Genomic DNA, 23,649 nt, shown 5'->3' on the forward strand with positions numbered 1-23,649 from the left:
CCTCTACTTCTGCTTGCGTACAACGGGATTGGTCAGGGTGCCGATGCCTTCGACGGTGATGCTGACCGTGTCACCGTCCTCGATCGGGCCGACACCCTCAGGAGTTCCGGTGAGGATCAGGTCGCCCGGCAGCAGCGTCATCACCGCTGACACCCATTCGACGATGGCACCGACGTCATGGATCATCAGCGATGTCCGGCTGCGCTGGCGCACTTCCCCGTTCACCTCGGTGCGGATTTCCAGATCCGAGGGATCCAGGCCGGTGACGATCCACGGACCGACGGGGCAGAAGGTGTCGTGCCCCTTGGCCCGCATCCACTGACCGTCTTTGGCCTGCTGGTCACGTGCGGACACATCGTTGGCGATCGTGTAGCCGAGGATGTTCTCGGCGGCTCGCGCGGCAGGTACGTCCTTACATGGCCGCCCGATCACGATCGCCAGTTCGCCCTCGTGGTGAACAGGATTGGCGTCGGCCGGCAGCTGGATCGGCACGTTGGGTCCGATGATCGACGTGTTGGGCTTGAGGAAGATCACCGGATCCTCCGGCGCCACGGCACCCATCTCGGCGGCGTGGGCCTCGTAGTTCTTGCCCATGCAGACGACCTTGCTGGCGAGGATCGGCGCCAGCAGCCGGACGTCGGCCAGCGGCCAGCTCCGTCCCGTGAAGTTGGGGTTGCCGAAGGGATGCTCGGCAATCTCTTTACAGACGGTGTCGGCGCCGTCGCCTTCAACACTGACGAAAGCGACGCCGTCCGGACTGGCGATTCGACCTAAGCGCATTTGTCCAGGGTAGTGCGCGGCGGTTGACGTCCAGTGCTGACGCCTCCTGTCAGATTTTGTCAGTCACCGTCGAACACCGCGGCGAGGAACGGGGTGGAGTCCGGAATCGACGCCAGCACAGTGCCGGAGTGATCTTCCTCGGGATAGACCTTGAGTGTGACGTCTTGACCGTTGGCCCGTAGCTGCTCGTCGAGCTGCAGCGACATGTTCGGCGGGACATCATGATCGAGCATCCCGACGCCGAGGAAGATCGGCCGGTCGTAACCGCTGGTCGGTGTGCCCAGGTAAGCGTCGATCGCTTCCCCCGCACCGGGCAGGGTGGCCAGGGGCGCGCTGAAGTACCCGGTCGGGGTCATACCGGTGAGCTGCTGGTCGAGGTCCGGCTTACACAACACCTCGGCCTTGTCGACGGCGGCACGGCCCGCCGGGGTGAGCACGCTGTTGATGTCGAGATCGGGACGTGCCTCGCGCAAGCCGGCCAAGATGTAGCCGGTGTAGCTGTTGGCGGCCGGCCCCAGGTTCGGCGGCAACGCCATGTCGGGCCCGGCCTGCTTGACGACGCTCTCGACGTTGAACGGCGTTCCCGTGGCCACCACCCCGCGGTAGTCCAGACCGGTGCCCCGGCTGAACTCGGTGGCCCAGCGGGCACTGTTGACCGCGGCACCACCACCCTGGGACTGCCCCACGATCGCCCACTTGCGCGACAACGGTAGGTCCATCTCGTGCATCGCGATCACCGAATCGACGACGCTGTGGGCGGTCGCCACGCTGTTGAGATAGCTCATCAGACCGGGTGTGCCCAGCCCGGCATAGTCGGAGCCGACGATGGCGTAGCCCTGATCGAGCCAGTGCGTCAGGTACTCGACATCCCGTTCGCTGCGCGGTTGCGCGGAGGGGGTGCAATCGTCGCCGAGCCCGACGGTGCCGTGCGCCCATGCGATGGTGGGCCAGCCGCCCGCCGGCGCCTCGCCCCGGGGAACGAACACCGCGGCGGTGCTCACGGCGCGCGAATCATGTTGATCGACGGTCGAATACAGGATGCGGTAGGCGCGCTCTGCGCCGGGCACCGACAGCGCGGGATCCAACGGCACCGCCTGGATCAGGGTGCCGGCCGGGGGAATCGGCGCGTCGTAGTGGCGGGCATCCAGTCCCGACCAGTTCGGCACCGCCGCTGCTGCGGTCGGCGCCGCCAGGAATCCACATATGAGTAAGACGATTGCTATCAGCCACAACTTCACCGGCACAGCCTATGGCAACCGAGACTGGATCTCACATAATGGAATTCGAGTTCAATATCTTGGGACATCCATGAAACCATGCAGTCATGCCCGTTTCATCGATCGGCACGTTCCGCCGTTGGTCGATGTTGGCGCTCGCACTCACCGCGACCACATGCGCCAACGTATTCATCAACGGAGCGGCATTCCTCATCCCCACCCTGCATTCCGAGCGAGGTCTGGATCTGGCGAAAGCGGGTCTGCTGTCGTCGATGCCGAGCTTCGGGCTGGTGCTCACCCTCATCGCCTGGGGATACATCGTCGACCGGTTCGGCGAGCGGATCGTGTTGACGGTCGGCTCGGCGTTGACCGCCGCGGCGGCGTTCGCGGCGGCCTCAGCCGACTCACTGGTGGCGGTGGGCGCCTTCCTGCTCCTGGGCGGAATGGCCGCGGCCAGTAGCAATTCGGCCAGCGGGCGGGTCGTGGTCGGCTGGTTTCCGCCGGAACAGCGTGGGCTGGCGATGGGAATCCGGCAGACGGCAACGCCTCTGGGAGTCGGTTTGGGCGCGTTGGTCATTCCGCGGCTCGCCGAGTCACACGGGGTGACGACGGCGTTGCTCTTCCCGGCGATCGTGTGCCTTGTCTCGGCGGTGATGTGTGCTGTCGGCGTGCTGGATCCGCCACGGCCACCCCGCCACGAAGCACCTGCCGAGCACCTGGCCAATCCGTATCGGGGCTCGAACGTGTTGTGGCGCATCCACGCCGTGTCGGTGCTGCTGGTGGTTCCCCAAGGCATGGTGTGGACATTCACCCTGGTGTGGCTGATGAGCGACCGCGGCTGGTCCGCTGCCTCCGCAGGCACCTTGGTCACCGTCGCCCAATTGCTCGGCGCGGCCGGCCGAATAGCCGCGGGCCGATGGTCTGATGTGGTGGGCCAACGGCTTCGGCCCATCCGCACCATCGCGCTGGCGGCCGCAGCGACGATGGCGCTCCTGGCGCTCACCGACTGGCTGGGCTCACCGATCAGTGTCGCGTTGATCGTGATCGCCTCGGTGATCACGGTGTCCGACAACGGTTTGGCGTTCACGGCGATCGCCGAGATCGCCGGCCCGTTCTGGAGCGGACGCGCGCTGGGGACACAGAACACCAGCCAGCATCTCGCCACCGCCAGTTCGGCACCGCTTTTCGGGGCGTTGATCGGCGTGGCCGGTTACCCGGCGGCCTTCGCGGTGTGTGCGTTGTTGCCGTTGTTGGCGGTGCCGCTGGTGCCGGCGGATCCGGTGCGTGACGAGCGCTGAGGCGCTGACGTCTCCGGCCTCCGAGTCACACGCATCACTACAGCATCCGGTGAGCGGACATTACCCACTCTGAAAACCTGATATCACCGGCGATACCACTTCGCCGAAGCCCGCAACACCGTCGCCATCTCCACGCGGGAACTCGGGATCGACGTCGGCGACCTCGATCCGCACCGTCGCATCGTTCCTGCAACGGCTCGGTCGCACCGGCCGACGTCCGGACGCCACCCGCAGCTGTCTTTTCCTTGCCGCCGATTGTCGGAGCCGCGTGCCACGATGACCGACATGACGGACGAACTGCTTGGCGAGTTCGAGGATTGGCTCACCGAGAGTGGCAACCGCAACGTGTCCACTGCCATACGGCATACACAGGCATTCCTGGAGTGGCGAGCGCCCGCGCCGTTGACGAGCCTCGACGAGGGCACCGTCCGCACGTTTCTGTTGGAATGGTGCCCCCGCCACCTGAGCTTGCCCGCCGACGACTCGTGGGAGGTATGCGACGCTCTCGTCGAATTCATCCTGTTCCTCGGCCACACCCACAAGCTCCGTGGTGGTCCCGACGCGGGACGCCGGCTGGCGCGGGACACCAATGGCATGGCCGACGCCATGCGCGCGAAGATGGCCGATCCCAGCAATTACGGGATGGCCAAAGCGCTGTTCGTCGGGATCGAAGGCGCCGAATCCATGACAGAGCAGGAACTGCTGGCAGCCATGCAGCAGCGCATCGACGAACACAATGCCCTGCCCCTCGATGAGCGCCGAGCCCGCACCGACCACCTGATAGAACAACCGGCACCGGTCGACCTGCCGTTTGTCTATATTCCGCCCACCGAGGCCGACGTAGTGTCCGTGGCGTCGGCTGCGGCGTTACCGGCCAAGGTCCAAGCCCTTTGTGACTATCTCGGCGACACGGGCAAGGCGCTGACCCCCAAGGGAAACCTGAAGCTTGCCGATGGACGCGCACTGGTCGAGCTCCTCGACACCGGAGACCAAATCGACCCAAAAATCGGCGACAAGACCTTCAAGACAAAGTCGACGGAAACTCTGCGGCACCTGGCCTACCTGCTCGCGCTCGCCGAGGAAGCCGGCGCAACGCGCCATGTGAAGAATCGACTTGTCCCCGTCCAAGCGTGGTCCCGAAAGTCACCGGTTGCCAAGGCCACCACGCTTTTCCAGATTGTGCTTGAGGCCGGTGTGCTGTCGTCAACGCGTCGGGGAATCTCATTCTACGGTCGACTGCACCAGCTGCTCGATGAAGGCGTGGTGCACTGGCTCGCCGGTCTGATCCCCGCGAGCTCGCACGCGCACTTCGACGACATCGTCGACCTCAACGCGCGGGTGGTGCTCAGCGAGTTCGATGCCGAGGAGATCAACTACTACATTTCAAGCGACCACCTCGCCGACGACCTCAGCGACATCCTGGCGATGCTGGACATGACTGGCGCGGTGGAGTGGACCGAAAGAACCGAATCGGTGAACCCCTACGGACACCGGGTCTGGTCTGACGGCATAGTCTCTGTGACTGCATTCGGCCGCCAGATTCTGCCGGATTATCTGGCCGCCGCCGGTCTCCGGCTCCGAAGGGCCGACGATCTGACCGAAATGACCTTGCCCGAGCTTCTTGAAGCCTTGAATTCGATCCCCTCAGAACAACATTCAGATGTGCTGGCCGCGTGGAAGCCGTCAGTGCCGCCATCCGAACGTGCGGCACTGGTAGCGGCGATGGCCGCGGAAGCCGAGGATGCAACGTCTCGGCTCGTCGGATTGCGCCTGCTGGGGATGTTCGACGTCGAAGTGGGCGAGCCTTACATGCGGCAGTTACTCGACACACCGGCGGCCGGACACGCCGCCATCTGGCTACTCGACCACGGCCTCGCCACCGGTGATGCAGTCGGTAGCTTCATCACCCCGACGATCATGGTCGACATCATGTCTCAGCTTGTCGATCACCCTGACCTGCTCTGTGAACAATTCATGCAGGGCCACGACCCCCTTCGAATGCTGGAGTCCTTTTGGCGTCATCCCGCACCCGAGACCGCACAGGTACTCGATGTCCTGGGACGACACCTGCCCGACCGGTCACTGGCCAAACAAGCCCGCAAAGCGGCCATCAAACACCGGAGTTGGATGGCCAACCCGCACTGAGACTGCAGCCAGGGCACAAAAGTGTGAGTAGCCCACGCCCTCAGGGCAGAGTCGATGCCGCAGACCGTGGCCGCAACATCAATGCCGCCACCAGAAAGCACAGTGCACCAACGAATGTGCCGAAGTTGGCCAGCCTTTCGTCGACGGTCACCCCGGTCTTGCGAACAAATGCCGCAAGGGCCGAAATCCCGAACGCCACACACCCGGCCAGGTTGACCCAGCTCGCTTGCCAGTCAACCGATTTCGGTGACCACAGGCCGACGGCTGCCACCGCCAGCACCCCACTGATCAGAAACGCCAAGGACCCGGTGGCGTCGGGTACCCACACGAACCGGCGCTCGGCCAGAACGGCGTGCGCCCACACCGACGCCCCGGTACTCACGTTGAACAGCAGGGTGCCGGCGAATTGAGTGGCGGCCGACCACCATCCGGCCCCGCGGTCAGCCAACACCAGCTGCATCCACGCCGCCGTCGTGAAGAACCAGGAGCCGAGGAAGCACAGCACATTTGTCGTACCTGCGCCGGCCACCATCGGGAACCCGGGCATGGTGGCGACCGCGAAGAACGCCGACCCGATCGCGAACAGCCAGCACTGACGGGTCAGCGTGGCGAACCGGTCAATCACGGCGAACCTCGCTGGGCACTCGGCTGGTAGGCGATCGAGTCGGCGCGCAGACTCACAAAGAACTACAGCAGCGACAGGATCCGCTCGCCGACCTGCGAGGTGGACAGTTTGGCGTCCCCACGGGTCGCGAGGTGCTCGGACACCGCCTTGTCGACCCGGGCCGCCGCATCGGTCTCACCGATGTGGCCGAGCAGCAGCGCCACGCTCATCACGGCGGCGGTCGGATCGGCGATCCCCTGCCCCGCGATGTCGGGTGCACTGCCGTGGACGGGTTCGAACATCGACGGATTGGTCCGGGTGGCGTCGATATTGCCGCTGGCCGCCAGCCCGATGCCGCCGCACACCGCGGCCGACAGATCGGTGATGATGTCGCCGAACAGGTTGTCGGTGACGATCACATCGAACCGGCCGGGATCGGTGACCATGTGGATGGTCGCGGCGTCGATGTGCTGATAGGCCACCTCGACGTCGGGATACTCCGCGCCCACCTCGGCCACAACACGCGACCACAGCGAGCCGGCGAAGGTCAGCACGTTGGTCTTGTGCACCAGGGTCAGATGCTTGCGGCGGGACTGCGCGCGAGCGAACGCATCCCGCACCACCCGCTCGACACCGAACGCGGTGTTGACGCTGACCTCGGTGGCCACCTCGTGCGGCGTGCCGACACGCAGCGCGCCACCATTGCCGGTGTAGGGACCCTCGGTACCTTCACGCACCACGACGAAGTCGATGTCGGTGACACCCGAGAGTGGGCTGCTGACACCGGGATACAGCCGACCCGGCCGCAGGTTCACATGGTGATCGAGGGCGAACCGCAGCTTGAGGAGCAGGCCACGCTCGAGGACACCACTGGGCACCGACGGGTCACCGATGGCGCCGAGCAGGATCGCGTCGTACCCGCGCAGTTCCTCGATGGTCTCGGTGGTGAGCAGTTCGCCGGTCGCGTGGTAGCGCCGCGCGCCCAGGTCGTATTCGGTGCGGTCCACGCCGGGCAGCACCGCATCGAGCACCTTGAGCGCCTCGGCGATGACCTCGGGTCCGATGCCGTCACCGGCGATTACGGCGAGTTTCATGACAGGTCAACCACTTCCAGCGTCGTGGCGTCGACCGCGGCGGCGAGCGCGGAACGCACATCCTCGGGCACATCGGTATCCAGGCGCAGCATCACGATGGCGCTGTCACCCTCGACGTCCTGACTCAACTGTGCGGCCAGGATGTTGACGTTCGCCCCACCCAGCAGGGTGCCGATCTTGCCGAGGGCGCCCGGCTGATCGTTGTAGTGGACGATGAGGTTGTACCCCTCGGCGCGCAAATCGAAGTTGCGACCGTTGATCTGGACGATCTTCTCCACCAGCTGCGGCCCGGACAGCGTGCCGGCCACGTTGATCGCCGAACCGTCGGCGTGCACCACGCGCACGTCGACCACGCTGCGGTGGTTGGGGCTCTCGGTCGCGGTGCTGATCTCGGCGGTCACGCCACGCTCGGCGGCCAACGTCGGAGCGTTGACGAACGTCACCTGCTCGTCGACCACGGCCGAGAACAACCCGCGCAGTGCCGACAGCTTCAGGATCTCCACGTCCTCGGAGGCCAGCTCGCCACGCGCCTGCACGCTCAGCGACACCGGAGCGGCATCCGACAGCGCACCGGCCAGCAGGCCGAGCTTGCGCACCAGGTCCAGCCAGGGCGCCACCTCTTCACCGACGGCTCCGCCGCCGACGTTGACGGCGTCCGGCACGAACTCGCCGGCCAGAGCCAGCTTCACGCTCGCGGCCACGTCGGTGCCGGCCCGATCCTGCGCCTCGGCGGTCGACGCGCCCAGATGCGGGGTGACGACGACCTGGGGCAGCTCGAACAGCGGGCTGTCGGTGCACGGTTCGGTGGCGAACACGTCAAGGCCGGCGGCGCGCACATGGCCACTGGTGATCGCGTCGGCCAGCGCCTGTTCATCGATCAGGCCACCGCGGGCAGCGTTGACGATGACAACGCCCGGCTTGGTCTTGGCCAGGTTCTCCTTGCCGAGCAGACCGGCCGTCTCCTTGGTCTTGGGCAGGTGCACCGAAATGAAGTCGGCGCGGCCGAGCAGCTCGTCCAGCGGCAGCAGTTCGATGCCCAGCTGGGCCGCGCGGGCCTGGGACACGTAGGGGTCGTACGCCACGATGTGGGCGCCGAAGGCAGCGAGACGCTGGGCGACCAGCTGGCCGATGCGACCGAGGCCGACGACGCCGACGGTCTTGTCGAAGATCTCGACGCCGGAGAACGACGACCGCTTCCAGGTGTGCTCACGCAGGGTGGCATCGGCGGCCGGGATCTGGCGGGCCGCAGACAGCAGCAGCGCCAGCGCGTGCTCGGCGGCGCTGTGAATGTTCGAGGTCGGCGCGTTGACGACGAGTACGCCGCGGGCGGTCGCAGCGTCGACGTCGACGTTGTCCAGGCCGACGCCGGCGCGGGCGACGATCTTGAGTTTGGGGGCCGCGGCGATGACCTCGGCGTCCACCGTCGTCGCGGAACGCACCAGCAGCGCGTCGGCGTCCGGTACCGCAGCGAGCAGCTTTTCGCGGTCCGGGCCGTCGACCCACCTGACCTCTACCTGGTCACCGAGGGCGGCAACGGTCGATTCCGCGAGCTTGTCGGCAATCAAAACAACGGGAAGACTCACGCGGACAGCCTAGTGTGTGGGCCCTACCACAGCCGAACCGCGTGCGGTGTACTGGTGGGCGTGGACGTCACAATCGTCGGCAGCGGGCCCAACGGTCTGTCCGCCGCTGTCATCTGCGCCAGGGCCGGACTTGCCGTGCGTGTGATCGAAGCCCAGTCGACCGCCGGTGGCGGCGCCCGTACATTGCCCGACCCGGAGTTCGCCGGGGTCAGCCATGACATCTGTTCTGCGGTGCATCCGTTGGCGTTGGCGTCCCCGTTTTTCGCCGCCTACGACCTGACCGCCCGCGGTGTGAAGCTGGCCGTGCCCGAGATCGCCTATGCCAACCCGTTGCCGGACCGACCGGCGGCCATCGGGTACCGCGATATCGAGCGGACCTGTGCGGAACTGGAGTTCGGCGACTCATGGCGACGGCTGTTGGGGCCGTTGGCCGCCGATTGCGATGGCGTCGTCGGGCTCATCCTCGGGGACAAACGGTCGATACCCCCATCGCTGGGTGCGGCGGCACGCGTCGCGCCACGGCTCCTGGCCCAAGGCACACCGTTGTGGCGCTCCCTGGCGGGCGACGACGCCCGTGCGTTGTTCAGCGGCGTTGCCGCCCATACGATTTCCACGATGCCGTCGTTGGTCTCGGGCGGGGCCGGGTTGATGCTGGCGACGTTGGGACATGCCGTGGGGTGGCCGATTCCGATCGGCGGCTCCCAGGCGATCCCAGATGCGCTGATCGCCGATCTTCTCGCCCACGGCGGCGAACTGATACTCGGACAGGAAGTCACCGAGCCGCCCGCCGGCGTCGTGCTCTACGACACCGCACCCACCGCCCTGTTGTCGATCTATGGCAAGTCTCTGCCCGCCCGCTACGCGCGAGCCTTGAGCCGATACACCTATGGCCCCGGCGTGGCGAAGGTCGACTTTGTGTTGAGCGACGAAATCCCTTGGCGGGATGCACGTCTGGCTCAGGCACCGACGCTGCATCTCGGTGGTGGACGCGCCCAGATGGCCTTGGCCGAGCGCGAGATCGCCGCGGGACGCCACGCTGAGTGGCCCATGGTCTTGGCGGCGCTCCCCCACCTTGCCGACCCGTCGCGCATCGACGAGGCCGGGCGGCGGCCGCTGTGGGCCTACGTTCACGTGCCCAACAACTCCACGTCGGACATGGCCGAGACCGTCACCGAGATCTTCGAGCGAATTGCCCCGGGTTTCCGTGACATCGTCGTCGCGGTGCGCAGCGTGCCCGCGTCCCGGATGGACGAGCACAACGCAAATCTGGTCGGCGGTGACATCGGCGTCGGCGGCAACAACATGGCCAGCGCACTGTTGGGACCCACTCCCCGCCTCGACCCGTGGACCACGCCGATACCGCGGGCCTACCTGTGCTCGTCGGCCACCCCACCGGGAGGCGGGGTGCACGGGATGGCCGGGTTCTACGCCGCCCGCACCATGCTCAAACGCGAGTTCGGGATCCGTGATCTACCTAAGCTGGCACCATGACCAACTCTGCCCCCAAGGTCGCCGTCATCTACTACTCCGCCACCGGCCACGGCACCACCATGGCCAGGCGGGTAACCGCCGCCGCGGAATCGGCCGGAGCCGAGGTGCGGCTGCGCCACATCGCCGAAACCCAGGATCCGGAGTCCTTCGCCCACAACCCGGCTTGGACCGCCAATTATCAAGCGACCAAAGACCTTCCGACCGCCACCGGCGAGGACATCGTGTGGGCCGACGCGGTCATCTTCGGCTCCCCCACCCGTTTCGGGTCTCCGACCGCCCAGTTCCGCGCGTTCATGGATTCACTGGGCGGTCTGTGGGCAGAGGGCAAGCTGGCCGACAAGGTCTATGCGGGGTTCACCTCGGCGCAGACCACCCACGGCGGTCAGGAGGCGACGCTGCTGAACCTGTATGTGTCGCTGATGCACTTCGGCGGGATCATCGTGCCGCCCGGCTACACCGATCAGGTGAAATTCGCCGACGGCAATCCCTACGGCGTGAGCCTGACCGCCAACCGCGAGAACATCGAGCACCTCGACGACACGACGAACGACGCGTTGGATCACCTGGCCCGGCGCGTGGTCAGTGTGGCGACGCGGTTGAACGCATAGCTGGCCGATGTGACGCACGCCACGTAAAATGGGGGCTTGACCATTCGGGCCAGGCTCAGGGGGCTGACGATGAGGCACCGAAAGACGACGCAACTGAAGATGCTGTTCGGTGGAATCGCTGCGGCGGGGGCGCTCGCATTCACCGGGCTGTCGCTACCGGCCCAGGCATTCGCTGCCCCGGGTGATCCCGGTGGTGGTGCCTACGCGAACGGTGGCGGCGGCGGGGCATTTTCACGCGGCGACGCCGGTGGCGGTTATGCCACGGGCAGCGCCGGTGGGGCGTTCTCACGCGAAGGCGCGGCCGGTGGCGGCTACGCGCGCGGCATCGCTGGTGGCGGGTACTTGACCGGGGACGCGGGCGGCGCCTGGTTCAGAGAAGCGTGTGCGGCCGCCCAGAACGGTCAGGGCCAGGCGCCCATCGGCTGCGCGACCTGACCTGAAACGCCGAAAGGCCAGTTATCGCACGCTTTTTCGAAGCTTGCGTGCAATAACTGGCCAGTCGTCGTCAGAAACTAAGCCGTTTCGGTGATCGGCCGGTCGACCCAGCTCATCAGGTCGCGCAGCTTCTTGCCGGTGACCTCGATCGGGTGCTCGGCGTTGGCCTTGCGCAGGCCTTCGAGCTCCTTGTTGCCACCCTCGACGTTGGCGACGAGGCGCTTGACGAAGGTGCCGTCCTGGATGTCGGTCAGGATGTCCTTCATGCGCTTCTTGGTGTCGGCGTCGATGACCCGCGGGCCCGACAGGTAGCCGCCGAACTCCGCGGTGTCGGACACCGAGTAGTTCATGCGGGCGATGCCGCCCTCGTACATGAGGTCGACGATGAGCTTGAGCTCGTGCAGCACCTCGAAGTAGGCCATCTCCGGGGCGTAGCCCGCCTCGACCATGACCTCGAAACCGGCCTTGACCAGCTCCTCGGTGCCACCGCACAGCACGGCCTGCTCACCGAACAGGTCGGTCTCGGTCTCTTCCTTGAAGGTAGTCTTGATGACGCCGGCGCGGGCACCACCGATGGCCGCCGCGTACGACAGCGCCAGGGCCTGGCCCTCACCCTTGGGGTCCTGGTCGATGGCGATCAGGCAGGGCACACCCTTGCCGTCGACGAACTGACGACGCACCAGGTGGCCGGGGCCCTTGGGGGCGACCATGCCGACGGTGACGTTGGCCGGCGGCTTGATCAGACCGAAGTGAATGTTCAGGCCGTGGCCGAAGAACAGCGCGTTGCCGTCTTCGAGGTTGGGCTCGATGTCGTTCTTGAAGATCTCGGCCTGCGCGGTGTCAGGGGCGAGCACCATGATCACGTCGGCCCACTTGGCCACCTCGGCCGGGGTGTCGACCTCAAGGCCCTGCTCCTCGACCTTGACGCGGCTCTTCGAGCCCTCCTTCAGGCCGACCTTGACCTGCACGCCCGAGTCGCGCAGCGAAAGCGAATGCGCGTGCCCCTGGCTGCCGTAGCCGATGACGGCGACCTTGCGACCCTGAATGATCGACAGGTCCGCGTCGGCGTCGTAAAACATCTCAACTGCCATGCGAAACTTCTTCCTTCTCTTCCTAGCTGTTCAGCGCTATGCGGCGAATAACGCTACTTGACGGCACTGATGCCACGCGGACCGCGGGACACCGAGACCATGCCCGACTGTGCGATCTCGCGGATACCGTACGGCTCCAGGACCCGCAACAGGGCCTCGAGTTTCTCCGGCGTACCGGTCGCCTCGACCGTGAGGGACTCGGTCGAAACGTCGACGACCTTGGCGCGGAACAGGTTCACCGCTTCGATGACCTGTCCCCGGTTGCTCGCGTCGGCGCGCACCTTGATCAGGGCGAGCTCACGGGAGACGGAGTTGTCCTCCTCCTGCTCGACGATCTTGATCACGTTGATCAGCTTGTTGAGCTGCTTGGTGATCTGCTCGAGCGGTGATTCCTCGACGCTGACCACGATCGTCATGCGTGACATGTGCTTGTGCTCGGTGGCACCGACCGCCAGCGACTGGATGTTGTAGCCGCGGCGAGAGAACAGCGAGGCCACCCGGGCCAGCACGCCGGGTTTGTCCTCGACCAGCACCGACAGGGTGTGGGTGGGGGTGGTGTTACTGCTCATCAGGCATGCCCCTCGTTGTCGTCCTCATCGAACAGCGGCCGGATATCGCGCGCTGCCATGATCTCGTCGTTGCTGGTACCGGCGGCCACCATCGGCCACACCTGGGCGTCGGCACCGACGATGAAGTCGATGACCACCGGGCGGTCGTTGATCGCGCGGGCCTGGTTGATGACGTCCTCGACGTCCTCGGCCCGCTCGCAGCGCAGCCCCACACAGCCCAGCGCCTCGGCCAGCTTGACGAAGTCGGGAATCCGACGGGAGTGCGTGGCCAGATCGGTCTGGCTGTAGCGCTGGTCGTAGAACAAGGTCTGCCACTGCCGCACCATGCCGAGGTTGCCGTTGTTGATCAACGCCACCTTGATGGGCGCACCCTCGATGGCGCAGGTGGCCAGCTCCTGATTGGTCATCTGGAAGCAGCCGTCGCCGTCGATGGCCCACACCTCGGCCTCGGGCCGGGCGAACTTGGCACCCATGGCCGCCGGAACGGCGAAGCCCATGGTGCCCAGGCCACCCGAGTTCAGCCAGGTCTTGGGGTTCTCGTACTTGACGAACTGTGCGGCCCACATCTGGTGCTGGCCCACCCCGGCCACGTACACCGCGTCCGGGCCGGCGATCTGTCCCAGCTTCTCGATCACATATTCGGGGCTCAGGCTGCCGTCACTCTGCGGGCCGTAGCTCAACGGGTAGGTCGCCTTGAGACCGGACAGGTACTCCCACCAGCTGTCCAATTTCAATGTGGCACTGGTGGTGTCGTCACGGCGCAGCACCTCGATGAGGTCGGCGATGACGGCCTTGACGTCACCGACGATCGGCACGTCGGCATGCCGGTTCTTACCGATCTCGGCGGGGTCGATGTCGGCGTGGATCACCTTGGCTTCGGGCGCGAAGGACGACAGCTGACCCGTCACCCGGTCGTCGAAGCGGGTGCCCAGGGCGATCAGCAGGTCGCTGCGCTGCAGGGCGCCCACCGCGGCCACGGTGCCGTGCATGCCCGGCATCCCGAGGTTCTGCTGGTGGCTGTCGGGGAACGCGCCGCGGGCCATCAGCGTGGTGACGACGGGGATGCCGGTCAGCTCGGCCAACTCGAGCAGTTCGGCACTGGCCTCACCGCGGATGACGCCGCCGCCGACGTAGAGCACCGGCTTGCGTGCCGCGGCGATCAGCTTGGCCGCCTCGCGCACCTGACGGCTGTGCGGTTTGGTGTTCGGCTTGTAGCCGGGCAGGTCCAGCTGCGGCGGCCAGGAGAACGTGCACTGACCCTGCAGGATGTCCTTCGGGACGTCGACCAGCACGGCGCCCGGGCGGCCCGAACGTGCGATATGGAACGCCTCGGCCATCACCTGCGCGATGTCGTCACCGTTGCGCACGAGGAAGTTGTGCTTGGTGATCGGCATGGTCATGCCGGTGATGTCGGCTTCCTGGAAGGCGTCGGTGCCGATCAGGCTGCGGCCCACCTGCCCGGTGATGGCCACCACGGGAATGGAGTCCATCTGGGCGTCGGCCAGCGGGGTGATCAGGTTGGTGGCGCCGGGACCCGAGGTCGCCATCATCACGCCGACCTTGCCGGTGGCGTGGGCGTAGCCGCTGGCCGCGTGGCCGGCACCCTGCTCATGACGGACCAACACGTGGCGCAGCTTCTGTGAATCGAAAAGCGGATCGTAGACCGGCAGGACCGCGCCGCCGGGGATGCCGAAGACGACGTCCACGCCGAGCTCTTCCAGCGACCGCACGACGGCCTGCGCGCCGGTGAGTTGCTGGGGCGCAACCCGATTGGGCTGTGCCGAATCTGATCTGGTCTTTGCCGCGCCGTTGGCGGGCGCGCTTGCCGACCGGGTTGTCGGTCGCGTTGTCGGTGCGCTCACGATGTCCTCTTCACGGTCTTCGTCACATTCCTATTCAGAAAGTCTTCAACTTTTTCACTGGTGGCGACGTGCTTTGTGGCAAATAAAAAACCCCCGACAGCCGGTAGCTGTTCGAGGGTGGCGCGTCGATGCGGTTGGCTATGCCCGGCAGAGGGCCAGCGCGGCATCAACGCGCCAACCAATTACTACGAGCATTCCGGGGGTCTGCATAGCACCCGACGGTAGCTGCCGTACAGGTTAAAGGTCAAATTGCCCCTGCCCCGGCACGGCTATCGCGGTGACGCCGGCAGGTCCGATGCCTGCGGTGGTGCAGGATGAAAGGGTGAGCGCACGATCGGCAACCGCCCCTGTCGTAGTCCGGATATCGCCCATGGCGCACCTGGCAGTCGGCTTCCTGACCCTCGGCCTGCTGACACTGGTGCTCAGCAACCCGGCCTGGTTCGGAATTCTTCTGGTGATCCCAATTGCCTTGTCCACCGCGATCATCCGCTATCGCACCACCGCCGACGCCGACACCGTGACCGCACGGACGCTCACCGGCGCCCGCACCGTGGCGTGGGGCGACATCAAGGGCCTGCGATTCGACCGGTCGTCGTGGGCGCTCGCCGAACTCGTCGACGGGACCGGCCTGCGATTGCCCGCGGTGACATTCGCGACATTGCCGCGGCTCACCGAGGTGAGCAATGGTCGCGTGCCGAATCCGTACGCCTGAGCGTCAGCCGAGTGGGTTGCCGCCGTTGAGCAACACCCAGATTGCGATGCCGCCGCCGATGCCGAGCAGCAGGGCCACGAACGATCCGACGAAAGGCCGCCGGGCCCAGCCTCGGCCGGCGTCGAATCCATAGCGGCCCGGGCCGGTCAGGATGAGCGCGGCGGCAGCCGCGACGACGATGAGCCGGTATTCGGTTCCGTCGGTGAGCAGCTCCGAGAGCCTGGCCTCTTCGTGGGCGGCCATCGCCGCGGCGAGCACCCCGTTAATCAGGTAGGCCAGTGCACCGGCCGCCGCGATGGGCGTGAACAGCCCCAGCACCAGCAGCACCCCGGCGGCGATCTGTCCACCGGTGGCCGCGTAGGTGAGGATGTCTGCGTTCTTGTAACCCATCTCGCCCAGTGAGGCGTTGAACCCGTCCAGTCCCGGGCCGCCCCACCAGCCGAAGGCCTTCTGCAGGCCGTGGATCACCATCAACCCACCCAGGGCCACCCGCAGGATCAGCAGACCGAGATCCTGGGTGCCGCGCCGCCCGGCCGCTTTGATGCGGTCGTCGACGAACTCGTCACGTTCGATCTCGGCCGGTTCCGCCGAGAACGGCCCCACCGGGCCGGGCGCGCCCGGCTGCAGGTACGGCAGCGGCTCAGGGTCGGAGACCAGGCTGAACGCCGACTGATCCTCCGGCTTGGCGGAGTCGTAGCGCGGGATCGCGGTGGTTTCGAAGTCGCCGCCGTAGGTCGCCGACGGCAGATCGTCTTCGGGGTCGACCAGGCTGGCCCCGGCCGGCCTGGCGGAATCGTCCGAGTAACCCGGTCGTTGCCAGGCTTGAGGGTCCTGCGGGTGACTGGTCACAGCTGCCAGGGTAAGTGCAAGTTCGGTCCGATCCGGGTATTTACCCCGGCGCTTCCACCTGGTATCGGCACGGATGAGCACGCCGGGCGGTCCCGACGTGGCGCGCACTGCCGAGCGATCCGTAATCTGGCGGCATGAAATCGCGTCGGCGGATGACGGGGGTGGCCGCCGTTCTGTGTGCCGCGATGCTGGTCGGCTCGGGATGTGCCCGGTTCGACGCGGCCCAGTCCGAGCCCTTCACGACCGAACCCAAGATGGCGCCGGGGCCGACGACCACGCCACCGCCGCCGCCACCGCTGCCTGCCAAACCGTTCCCCAAGGAATGCAAGGCCCAGGGGGTGATGCAGGGCTGCCTGGACAGCACGAGCGGTTTGATCATGCTGCCGGACAGCCAGTCGGCGTTGGTGGCCGAGCGTCTCACCGGCGCGGTCAAGCAGGTGTCGGTCAAGGCCGAGCCGAAGGTCAAGGTGGTCCTCCCGGTCGATCCGTCCGGAGATGGCGGCCTGATGGACATCGTGCTGTCGCCGACCTACAGCCAGGACCGGTTGATGTACGCCTACGTCAGCACACCGAGCGACAACCGGGTGATCCGCATCGCCGACGGCGACGTGCCGAAGCCGATCCTGACCGGCATCCCCAAGGGCGCTGTCGGCAATACCGGCTCTTTGACGTTCACCAGCAAGACCACGCTGCTGGTGCAGACCGGTGATGCCGGGAATCCGGCGGCCGCGGCCGATCCCGCCTCGCTGGCCGGCAAGGTCCTACGCATCGAACAGCCCACCACGGTCAACCAGGCGCCGATCACCACGGCGCTGAGCGGTCTCGGCGCCGGCGGCGGCATGTGCGTCGACCCATCGGACGGCTCGCTGTACATCACCGACCGCACACCGACTGCCGACCGTCTGCAGCGGATCACCAAGGATTCGAAGGTGTCGACGGTGTGGACGTGGCCGGATCGGCCGGGCGTGGCCGGGTGCGCCGCGCTGGAGGGCACGGTGTTGGTCAACTTGGTCAACACGAAGATGACCGTCGCTGTGCGGCTGGCGCCGGATACCGGCGCGGTCACAGGCGACCCCGAGGTGGTCCGCGAGAACGTGCGCGGGCACGCCTGGGCGTTGCAGGTGTCCCCCGACGGCAACGTGTGGGGAGCGACGGTGAACCGGACCGTCGGAGATGCCGAGAATTTCGACGACGTCGTCTTCCCGCTCTTCCCGCAGGGCGGCGGCTTCCCGCGTAGCAGTGCCGACAAGACCTGACGCACAACAGATTCCACGCTAAGCCGGCCGGCGAGGATGTGGCTGGTCGGCCGCCGCGGGCGCGTCACCATGAATCCAAAGACCCTGCGGTGAGTATCACGATCAGATAACGATGACGTAGCATTGGCCGGGTGCCTGACCGCCAGCGCCGCAGATATGCACCGCGGCTACCGCGTGAAGAACGGCGCGAGCAACTGCTCGACGCAGCGTTGACCGTGCTCCATGACTGTCCCCTGCACGAGTTGCGGATGGAGGCGGTGGCCGAGGCGGCCGGCGTCGGCAAGCCCGTGCTCTACACCGCGTTTCGCACGCGCACCGAACTCGTCACCGCCCTGCTCATCCGCGAGCACCACCACGGCCTGAACCAGGTGATCGCCGCCCTGCCCGCGGACCTGTCGGCTTCCGGACCGACGGACGCCTATACCGCGACGGTCACCGCGTTCCTGCGTTGCGTGCTGGAGAACCCGACCCGCTGGCGCCTCATCCTGACCGTGCCCGACAGTGCACCCCGCGACTACCGCGCGGCGGTCCGCAACGCCCGCAGTCAGATCCTCACGCACGTCGAGCAAATGGCGAAAGCCGGCATCGCGGTGGATCCGCGCCTGTCGGCGCTCGACCCGGAATTACTGGGCCATACGTTGCTGTCGTTCGCCGAGATGCTCGGCCGGCTCGCCGCGCACGACCCGGACAGCTACCCGCGTGAGCGCCTGGAGCAATACGCCGCCGCGGCGATGACCATGTTCGCCGGAGCCGTCAAATAGCGCGCCAATAGCGCGCCGTCACCCGCTCTGGCCGCAGGCGGCCAGGACCAACTCACGGACGCGGGCCGCGTCGGCCGATCCCTTTGTCGCCTTCATCACCGCACCGACGATCGCGCCGGCGGCCTGGATCTTGCCGCCGCGGATCTTGTCGGCGACGTCCGGGTTGGCGGCCAGCGCTTCGTCGACGGCAGCCTGGATCACCGAGTCATCGCGCACCAGCGCCAGACCACGGTCGGTCATCACCTGCTCGGGCTCCCCCTCGCCGGCCAGCACGCCCTCGACGACCTGGCGGGCCAGCTTGTTCGACAGCTTGCCGTCATCGACCAGTTTGACCACCGCGGCCACCTGCGCCGGCGTGATCGGCAATGCCTCCAGCTCGACCTCTGACTCGTTGGCCTTCTGCACCAGGAAGTTGCCCCACCAGGCCCGCGCGGACTCGCTGGAGGCACCGTGCTCCACGGTGGCCGCCACCAGCTCGACGGCCCCGGCGTTGACGAGGTCGCGCATCACCTCGTCGGAGATGCCCCACTCCTGCTGAATCCGCTTGCGCGACAACCACGGCAGCTCGGGAATGGTCTGACGCAACCGCTCGACCAGCTCGGCGCTGGGCGCCACCGGCTCCAGGTCGGGCTCGGGGAAGTAGCGGTAGTCCTGCGCGGTTTCCTTGCTGCGGCCGGGCGAGGTGTAGCCGTCCTCGTGGAAGTGTCGCGTCTCCTGGGTGACCGTGCCGCCGGCATCGAGAACGGCGGCCTGGCGGCGCATCTCGTATCGGACGGCCACCTCGACGCTCTTGAGCGAGTTCACGTTCTTGGTCTCGGTGCGGGTGCCGAACTCTGCGGCGCCGATGGGCTTGAGTGACAGGTTCGAGTCACACCGCATCGACCCCTGGTCCATCCGCACGTCTGACACACCCAGGCCGCGCAGCAGGTCTCGCAGTGCCGTGACGTACGCCCGGGCGATTTCCGGTGCCCGCGCGCCGGTGCCCTCGATCGGCTTGGTGACGATCTCGATCAGCGGAACGCCGGCCCGGTTGAAGTCGGCCAACGAGGTCGTCGCACCCGCAATGCGGCCGGTGTCGCTGCCCAGGTGAGTCAGCTTGCCGGTGTCCTCTTCCATGTGCGCACGTTCGATCTCGACGCGGAAGGTGGTGCCGTCATCGAGCGGCACGTCGAGGTAGCCGTTGATCGCGATCGGCTCGTCGTATTGCGAGATCTGATAGTTCTTGGGCTGGTCGGGATAGAAGTAGTTCTTCCGGGCGAACCGACCCCAGGGCGCGATGTCGCAGTTGAGCGCCAGACCGATGCGGATCGCCGACTCGACGGCCGCCTCGTTGAGCACCGGCAGCGAGCCGGGCAGGCCCAGGCACACCGGGCAGACCAGCGTGTTGGGCTCGGCGCCGAACCGGTTGGCGCAGCCGCAGAACATCTTGGTGGCCGTGGACAGCTCGACGTGCACCTCCATGCCCATCACGGGCTCGTAGGTGGCGATGACGTCGTCGTAGTCGACGAGTTCAGCGGTGGCGACAGACATGCTGTCGATCCTAGTTGGGTCCGATTCTCCTCGGCGAGCAGACGCAGATGTACCCGTTATCGCAGGTGAACCGCTACATCTGTGTCTGTTCGCCGGTGTGAGATCAGCCGAAGAACTCCGCGGCGTCGTCGTAGCGGGACTGCGGCACCAGCTTGAGCTGACGCGTCGCGTCGGCGAGGGACACCCGGCCGATGTCCTGGCCCCGCAGCGACACCATCATCCCGTACTCGCCGGCATGGGCGGCGTCGGCGGCGTTGACTCCGAACCGGGTGGCCAGCACCCGGTCGTAGGCCGTCGGCGTACCGCCCCGCTGGACGTGCCCCAGCACCGTCACCCGCACATCCTTCTTGATGCGCTTCTCGACCTCGAGCGCCAATTGCTGTGCCACGCCGGTGAATTTCTCGTGACCGAACTCGTCCATCCCACCCTGACGCAACTGCATGGTGCCCTCGGCCGGTTTCGCCCCCTCGGCCACCACGCAGATGAAGTGGGCCGATCCGTGCTGAAACCGCTTCTTGACCAGCCGGCACACCTCCTCGACGTCGAAGGGCTGCTCGGGGATCAGCGTCATGTGTGCGCCGGAGGCCAGTCCGGCGTTGAGCGCGATCCAGCCGGCGTGGCGGCCCATCACCTCGACCAGCATCACGCGCTGGTGCGATTCGGCGGTGCTGTGCAGCCGGTCGATCGCCTCGGTCGCCACCTGAAGGGCCGTATCGTGGCCGAAAGTCGCGTCGGTGCAGTCGATGTCGTTGTCGATGGTCTTGGGCACCCCGACCACCGGCACGTTCTCCTCGGACAACCAGTGCGCGGCCGTCAGGGTGCCCTCACCACCGATCGGGATCAACACGTCGATCCCGTTGTCTTCCAGCGTCTGTTTGATCTGGTCCAGCCCGGCCCGCAGCTTGTCGGGGTTGACGCGCGCGGTGCCCAACATGGTGCCGCCCTTGGCCAGCAGCCGATCGTTGCGATCGTCGTTGGCCAGCTGGATGCGCCGATCCTCCAACAGGCCGCGCCAACCGTCGAGAAATCCGACCACCGACGAGCCGTACCGCTGGTCGCAGGTACGCACCACCGCCCGGATCACCGCATTCAGGCCAGGACAGTCACCGCCGCCGGTGAGAACTCCGATGCGCATGGGCACCATCTTGCCTCGCCTGACAGGACCGTGCCGTGGATAAGGGCGTGCGGGCTACAAAGCGCTGGGCAGCGGTCCGCGAGCCGCCTCGTAGGCTGCGCCGACGCGGTAGAGCCGGTCATCGGCCAAGGCGGGCGCCATGATCTGCAGACCGACGGGCAGGCCGTCGTCGGGTGACAGACCCGACGGCACCGACATGCCGCAGTGCCCGGCCAGGTTCAGCGGCAGCGTGCACAGGTCGAACAGGTACATCGACAGCGGATCGTCGACCTTCTCCCCCAGCCGGAACGCCGTCGTCGGGGTCGCCGGAGACACCAGCACGTCCACGCTCTGATAGGCCCGCTCCAAGTCGCGAGCGATCAGCGTCCGCACCTTCTGGGCCTGGTTGTAGTAGGCGTCGTAGTAGCCCGCCGACAGTGCGTAGGTGCCGATCATGATGCGGCGCTTGACTTCTGGTCCGAATCCGGCCGCCCGGGTCAGCGCCATGACCTCTTCGGCGCTGCGCGTGCCGTCATCGCCGACGCGCAGGCCGAACCGCATCGCGTCGAAGCGGGCGAGGTTGCTCGACACCTCTGACGGCAGGATCAGGTAGTAGGCATCCATCGCGTGGTCGAAGTTCGGGCAGTCGACCTCGGTGACTTCGGCACCGAGCGCGGTCAGCTGGGCGACGGCGGCGTTGAACGACTCCAGCACGCCGGGCTGGTATCCCTCCCCGCGCAGCTGCTTGACCACGCCGACCCGCACGCCCGTGAGATCGCCTGCCGCACCGGCCTTGGCGGCACCGACCACATCGGGCACCGCGGCATCGACGGAGGTGGAATCCCGCGGATCGTGGCCGGCGATCACCTGGTGCAGCAGCGCCGTGTCCATCACGGTCCGAGCGCAGGGGCCGCCCTGATCGAGCGAGGACGCACAGGCGATCAGGCCGTAGCGCGAGACCGTGCCGTACGTCGGTTTGACGCCGACGGTCGCGGTCAGCGCGGCCGGCTGCCGGATCGACCCGCCGGTGTCGGTACCGATGGCCAGCGGCGCCTGGTAGGCGGCCAGTGCGGCGGCACTGCCGCCGCCCGAACCGCCGGGCACCCGCTCGGTGTTCCACGGGTTGCGGGTCGGGCCGTAGGCCGAATTCTCCGTCGAGCTGCCCATGGCGAACTCGTCCATGTTCGTCTTGCCCAGGATCGGGATGCCGGCGGCGCGCAGCTTGGCGGTCACCGTCGCGTCGTATGGCGCACGCCACCCTTCGAGGATCTTGGACCCAGCCGTGGTCGGCATGTCGGTGGCGGTGAAGACGTCCTTGAGCGCCAGGGGCACGCCGGCCAGCGGTGAGGGCAGTGTCTCGCCGGCGGCCACGGCGGCGTCGATGCGGGCCGCGGTCTGCAGCGCGGCGTCCGCGGCCACATGCAGGAACGCGTTGAACCGGTCATCGGTGGCCGCGATCTGGTCCAGGTGGGCCTGGGTCACCTCGGTCGACGAGACTTCCTTGGCCGCGATCTGGGCGCCCAGGGTCGCCGCATCACGACGGATCAGCTCACTCATGCTCTTATTCACCCTCTCCCAGAATCCGCGGCACGGCGAAGCGTCCATCTTCAGCGCGCGGAGCCGCGGCCAGCGCCTCCTCCTGCGTCAGGCAGGGCACGACGGTGTCGGGCCGGGTCACGTTGACATCCTTGAGCGGGTTGTCGGTGGCCTCGACGCCGGTGACGTCGACGGACTGGATCTGGCTGACGTGGCCGAGGATGGCATCCAGCTGGCCGGCGTAACTGTCCAGTTCGTCATCGGTCAGCGCCAGACGCGCCAGACGCGCCAGATGGGCAACCTCGTCTCGGGAGATCTTCGACACGACAAAGCAGCCTAGTCACGCCACCAAATCGTTCGGCGGGCAGGAGCGCAGCGACCCGGGGAATCGACATGTCTGCTCGGCAGTGCACCGGCATGCCCATCCCCGGCCCCTGTGAAACAGTGATGCGCGTGCCTTCGTATCTGCTGCGGGTCCAGCTTGAGGACCGACCAGGCAGCCTCGGCTCGCTCGCCGTGGCGCTCGGCTCGGTCAACGCCGACATCCTGTCGCTCGACGTCGTCGAGCGGGGCGCCGGCTACGCGATCGACGATCTCGTCGTCGAGCTGCCGCAGGGCTCGATGCCGGACACCCTGATCACCGCCGCCGAGAACCTGTCCGGGGTCTACGTCGACAGCATTCGACCGCACACCGGGCTGCTGGAAGCACATCGTGAACTTGAATTGATCGACCACGTCGCCGCGGCCCACTCGAGGGCCGATCGCCTGCAGGTGCTCGCCGAGGAGGCGCCTCGGGTGCTCCGCGTCGGTTGGTGCACGGTGGTCCGCTCCATCCCGACGGGCGTGGAACGCCTAGCCGCCAGCCACGGCGCCCCCGAGACGCGGGCCGAGTCTGCGCCCTGGTTGCCGCTGCAGCGGGCGACTGCGCTCGACGGCACCGACGACTGGGTGCCGCAGGTGTGGCGCGACATGGACACCAGCCTGGCGGCCGCACCGTTGGGTGACCACGACACCGCCGTCGTGCTGGGACGGCCCGGCGGACCGGGCTTCCGTCCCTCGGAGGTGGCCCGGTTGGGTTATCTGGCCGGGATCGTCGCGACGATCCTGCGCTGAG

General features: G+C 67.0%; 22 protein-coding genes. 9 read left to right on the plus strand and 13 right to left on the minus strand.

Annotated elements, in window-relative coordinates:
* Positions 1–3 precede the first annotated feature (3 nt).
* Both A5733_RS06200 and A5733_RS06205 read right to left on the minus strand, forming a co-directional pair.
* The gene (locus A5733_RS06200; protein WP_067773304.1) at positions 4–780 is read right to left on the minus strand and encodes a fumarylacetoacetate hydrolase family protein; all 777 of its coding nucleotides are present in this window, start codon (positions 778–780) and stop codon (positions 4–6) included.
* 59 nt (positions 781–839) lie between these two features.
* Entirely contained in the window at positions 840–2,018 is a 1,179-nt protein-coding gene (locus A5733_RS06205) for a S9 family peptidase (protein ID WP_142253828.1), read from the minus strand.
* Positions 2,019–2,104: 86 nt separating this feature from the next.
* Here A5733_RS06205 and A5733_RS06210 point away from each other — a divergent pair, with 86 nt between their 5' ends.
* Together A5733_RS06210 and A5733_RS06215 are read left to right on the plus strand one after the other, a co-directional pair.
* The gene (locus A5733_RS06210; RefSeq protein ID WP_067773303.1) at positions 2,105–3,295 is read left to right on the plus strand and encodes an MFS transporter; all 1,191 of its coding nucleotides are present in this window, start codon (positions 2,105–2,107) and stop codon (positions 3,293–3,295) included.
* Between the two features lie 285 nt (positions 3,296–3,580).
* Positions 3,581–5,440 carry a hypothetical protein gene (locus A5733_RS06215; RefSeq protein WP_142253829.1) on the plus strand — a complete coding sequence of 620 codons (1,860 nt, stop codon included), beginning with the start codon at positions 3,581–3,583 and terminating at the stop codon, positions 5,438–5,440.
* A 40-nt stretch (positions 5,441–5,480) separates the two neighbouring features.
* Here A5733_RS06215 and A5733_RS06220 read toward each other — a convergent pair whose 3' ends face one another.
* The 3 genes from A5733_RS06220 to serA form a co-directional block, all read right to left on the minus strand.
* Complete coding sequence (locus tag A5733_RS06220; protein WP_369830910.1) at positions 5,481–6,065, minus strand: hypothetical protein; 585 nt, start codon at positions 6,063–6,065, stop codon at positions 5,481–5,483.
* A gap of 62 nt (positions 6,066–6,127) precedes the next feature.
* The gene (locus tag A5733_RS06225; RefSeq protein WP_067771513.1) at positions 6,128–7,138 is read right to left on the minus strand and encodes a 3-isopropylmalate dehydrogenase; all 1,011 of its coding nucleotides are present in this window, start codon (positions 7,136–7,138) and stop codon (positions 6,128–6,130) included.
* A complete protein-coding gene (gene serA / locus A5733_RS06230; protein WP_067771515.1) occupies positions 7,135–8,721 on the minus strand; it encodes a phosphoglycerate dehydrogenase in 1,587 nt (528 codons plus the stop codon). The genes A5733_RS06225 and serA overlap by 4 nt, the downstream gene beginning before the upstream one ends.
* 60 nt (positions 8,722–8,781) lie before the next feature.
* Between serA and A5733_RS06235 the strand changes: the two genes are divergently transcribed.
* The 3 genes from A5733_RS06235 to A5733_RS06245 all read left to right on the plus strand — a co-directional run bounded on the left by A5733_RS06235 (position 8,782) and on the right by A5733_RS06245 (position 11,255).
* A complete protein-coding gene (locus tag A5733_RS06235) occupies positions 8,782–10,212 on the plus strand; it encodes an NAD(P)/FAD-dependent oxidoreductase (RefSeq protein ID WP_076239624.1) in 1,431 nt (476 codons plus the stop codon).
* Entirely contained in the window at positions 10,209–10,820 is a 612-nt protein-coding gene (gene wrbA / locus A5733_RS06240) for an NAD(P)H:quinone oxidoreductase (RefSeq protein ID WP_076239487.1), read from the plus strand. Before A5733_RS06235 ends, wrbA begins: the two co-directional genes overlap by 4 nt.
* 69 nt (positions 10,821–10,889) lie before the next feature.
* The gene (locus A5733_RS06245) at positions 10,890–11,255 is read left to right on the plus strand and encodes a hypothetical protein (RefSeq protein WP_142253830.1); all 366 of its coding nucleotides are present in this window, start codon (positions 10,890–10,892) and stop codon (positions 11,253–11,255) included.
* A gap of 77 nt (positions 11,256–11,332) precedes the next feature.
* On the opposite strand, the gene ilvC is transcribed toward A5733_RS06245, so the two are convergent.
* The 3 genes from ilvC to A5733_RS06260 all read right to left on the minus strand — a co-directional run bounded on the left by ilvC (position 11,333) and on the right by A5733_RS06260 (position 14,777).
* Positions 11,333–12,334: a ketol-acid reductoisomerase gene (gene ilvC, locus A5733_RS06250; protein ID WP_197508326.1), complete on the minus strand. Its 1,002-nt coding sequence runs from the start codon at positions 12,332–12,334 to the stop codon at positions 11,333–11,335.
* A 65-nt stretch (positions 12,335–12,399) separates the two neighbouring features.
* Positions 12,400–12,915 (minus strand): acetolactate synthase small subunit, encoded by a 516-nt coding sequence (gene ilvN, locus A5733_RS06255; protein ID WP_067771528.1) that lies wholly within the window; start codon positions 12,913–12,915, stop codon positions 12,400–12,402.
* Entirely contained in the window at positions 12,915–14,777 is a 1,863-nt protein-coding gene (locus tag A5733_RS06260; RefSeq protein ID WP_076239489.1) for an acetolactate synthase large subunit, read from the minus strand. The genes ilvN and A5733_RS06260 overlap by 1 nt, the downstream gene beginning before the upstream one ends.
* A 370-nt stretch (positions 14,778–15,147) precedes the next feature.
* Here A5733_RS06260 and A5733_RS06265 point away from each other — a divergent pair, with 370 nt between their 5' ends.
* Positions 15,148–15,489 (plus strand): PH domain-containing protein, encoded by a 342-nt coding sequence (locus tag A5733_RS06265; protein WP_142253831.1) that lies wholly within the window; start codon positions 15,148–15,150, stop codon positions 15,487–15,489.
* Between the two features lie 3 nt (positions 15,490–15,492).
* Here A5733_RS06265 and A5733_RS06270 read toward each other — a convergent pair whose 3' ends face one another.
* The gene (locus tag A5733_RS06270; protein ID WP_067771535.1) at positions 15,493–16,338 is read right to left on the minus strand and encodes a DoxX family protein; all 846 of its coding nucleotides are present in this window, start codon (positions 16,336–16,338) and stop codon (positions 15,493–15,495) included.
* A gap of 134 nt (positions 16,339–16,472) precedes the next feature.
* Here A5733_RS06270 and A5733_RS06275 point away from each other — a divergent pair, with 134 nt between their 5' ends.
* Complete coding sequence (locus A5733_RS06275) at positions 16,473–17,594, plus strand: PQQ-dependent sugar dehydrogenase (protein WP_198938740.1); 1,122 nt, start codon at positions 16,473–16,475, stop codon at positions 17,592–17,594.
* A gap of 131 nt (positions 17,595–17,725) precedes the next feature.
* Positions 17,726–18,355, plus strand: coding sequence for a TetR/AcrR family transcriptional regulator (locus tag A5733_RS06280; protein ID WP_076239490.1), 630 nt, complete (start codon positions 17,726–17,728; stop codon positions 18,353–18,355).
* Between the two features lie 18 nt (positions 18,356–18,373).
* Here A5733_RS06280 and gatB read toward each other — a convergent pair whose 3' ends face one another.
* From gatB to gatC, 4 genes are all read right to left on the minus strand, one after another.
* Positions 18,374–19,885, minus strand: a complete 1,512-nt coding sequence (gene gatB / locus A5733_RS06285; RefSeq protein WP_067771539.1) for an Asp-tRNA(Asn)/Glu-tRNA(Gln) amidotransferase subunit GatB — start codon at positions 19,883–19,885, stop codon at positions 18,374–18,376.
* A 103-nt stretch (positions 19,886–19,988) separates the two neighbouring features.
* Positions 19,989–21,020 carry an ATP-dependent 6-phosphofructokinase gene (locus A5733_RS06290; RefSeq protein WP_076198361.1) on the minus strand — a complete coding sequence of 344 codons (1,032 nt, stop codon included), beginning with the start codon at positions 21,018–21,020 and terminating at the stop codon, positions 19,989–19,991.
* Positions 21,021–21,074: 54 nt separating this feature from the next.
* Positions 21,075–22,556 (minus strand): Asp-tRNA(Asn)/Glu-tRNA(Gln) amidotransferase subunit GatA, encoded by a 1,482-nt coding sequence (gene gatA, locus A5733_RS06295; RefSeq protein WP_076239491.1) that lies wholly within the window; start codon positions 22,554–22,556, stop codon positions 21,075–21,077.
* 4 nt (positions 22,557–22,560) lie between these two features.
* Complete coding sequence (gene gatC, locus A5733_RS06300) at positions 22,561–22,860, minus strand: Asp-tRNA(Asn)/Glu-tRNA(Gln) amidotransferase subunit GatC (RefSeq protein WP_076239492.1); 300 nt, start codon at positions 22,858–22,860, stop codon at positions 22,561–22,563.
* 128 nt (positions 22,861–22,988) lie between these two features.
* On the opposite strand from gatC, the gene A5733_RS06305 reads away from it, so the two are divergent.
* Positions 22,989–23,648 carry an amino acid-binding protein gene (locus A5733_RS06305; protein ID WP_076239626.1) on the plus strand — a complete coding sequence of 220 codons (660 nt, stop codon included), beginning with the start codon at positions 22,989–22,991 and terminating at the stop codon, positions 23,646–23,648.
* The last annotated feature ends 1 nt before the right edge of the window (position 23,649 follow it).

Source organism: Mycobacterium sp. NS-7484, from assembly GCF_001953975.1.
Lineage (GTDB): Bacteria > Actinomycetota > Actinomycetes > Mycobacteriales > Mycobacteriaceae > Mycobacterium.

What these genes read in the sequence shown, in the direction of transcription:
- A5733_RS06200 (WP_067773304.1), bottom strand. Translation starts at nt 780, where the DNA reads ATGCGCTTAGGTCGAATCGCCAGTCCGGACGGCGTCGCTTTCGTCAGT.
- A5733_RS06210 (WP_067773303.1), top strand. Translation starts at nt 2,105, where the DNA reads ATGCCCGTTTCATCGATCGGCACGTTCCGCCGTTGGTCGATGTTGGCG.
- A5733_RS06215 (WP_142253829.1), top strand. Translation starts at nt 3,581, where the DNA reads ATGACGGACGAACTGCTTGGCGAGTTCGAGGATTGGCTCACCGAGAGT.
- A5733_RS06225 (WP_067771513.1), bottom strand. Translation starts at nt 7,138, where the DNA reads ATGAAACTCGCCGTAATCGCCGGTGACGGCATCGGACCCGAGGTCATC.
- wrbA (WP_076239487.1), top strand. Translation starts at nt 10,209, where the DNA reads ATGACCAACTCTGCCCCCAAGGTCGCCGTCATCTACTACTCCGCCACC.
- A5733_RS06245 (WP_142253830.1), top strand. Translation starts at nt 10,890, where the DNA reads ATGAGGCACCGAAAGACGACGCAACTGAAGATGCTGTTCGGTGGAATC.
- ilvC (WP_197508326.1), bottom strand. Translation starts at nt 12,334, where the DNA reads ATGTTTTACGACGCCGACGCGGACCTGTCGATCATTCAGGGTCGCAAG.
- ilvN (WP_067771528.1), bottom strand. Translation starts at nt 12,915, where the DNA reads ATGAGCAGTAACACCACCCCCACCCACACCCTGTCGGTGCTGGTCGAG.
- A5733_RS06265 (WP_142253831.1), top strand. Translation starts at nt 15,148, where the DNA reads ATGGCGCACCTGGCAGTCGGCTTCCTGACCCTCGGCCTGCTGACACTG.
- A5733_RS06275 (WP_198938740.1), top strand. Translation starts at nt 16,473, where the DNA reads ATGAAATCGCGTCGGCGGATGACGGGGGTGGCCGCCGTTCTGTGTGCC.
- gatB (WP_067771539.1), bottom strand. Translation starts at nt 19,885, where the DNA reads ATGTCTGTCGCCACCGCTGAACTCGTCGACTACGACGACGTCATCGCC.
- A5733_RS06290 (WP_076198361.1), bottom strand. Translation starts at nt 21,020, where the DNA reads ATGCGCATCGGAGTTCTCACCGGCGGCGGTGACTGTCCTGGCCTGAAT.
- gatA (WP_076239491.1), bottom strand. Translation starts at nt 22,556, where the DNA reads ATGAGTGAGCTGATCCGTCGTGATGCGGCGACCCTGGGCGCCCAGATC.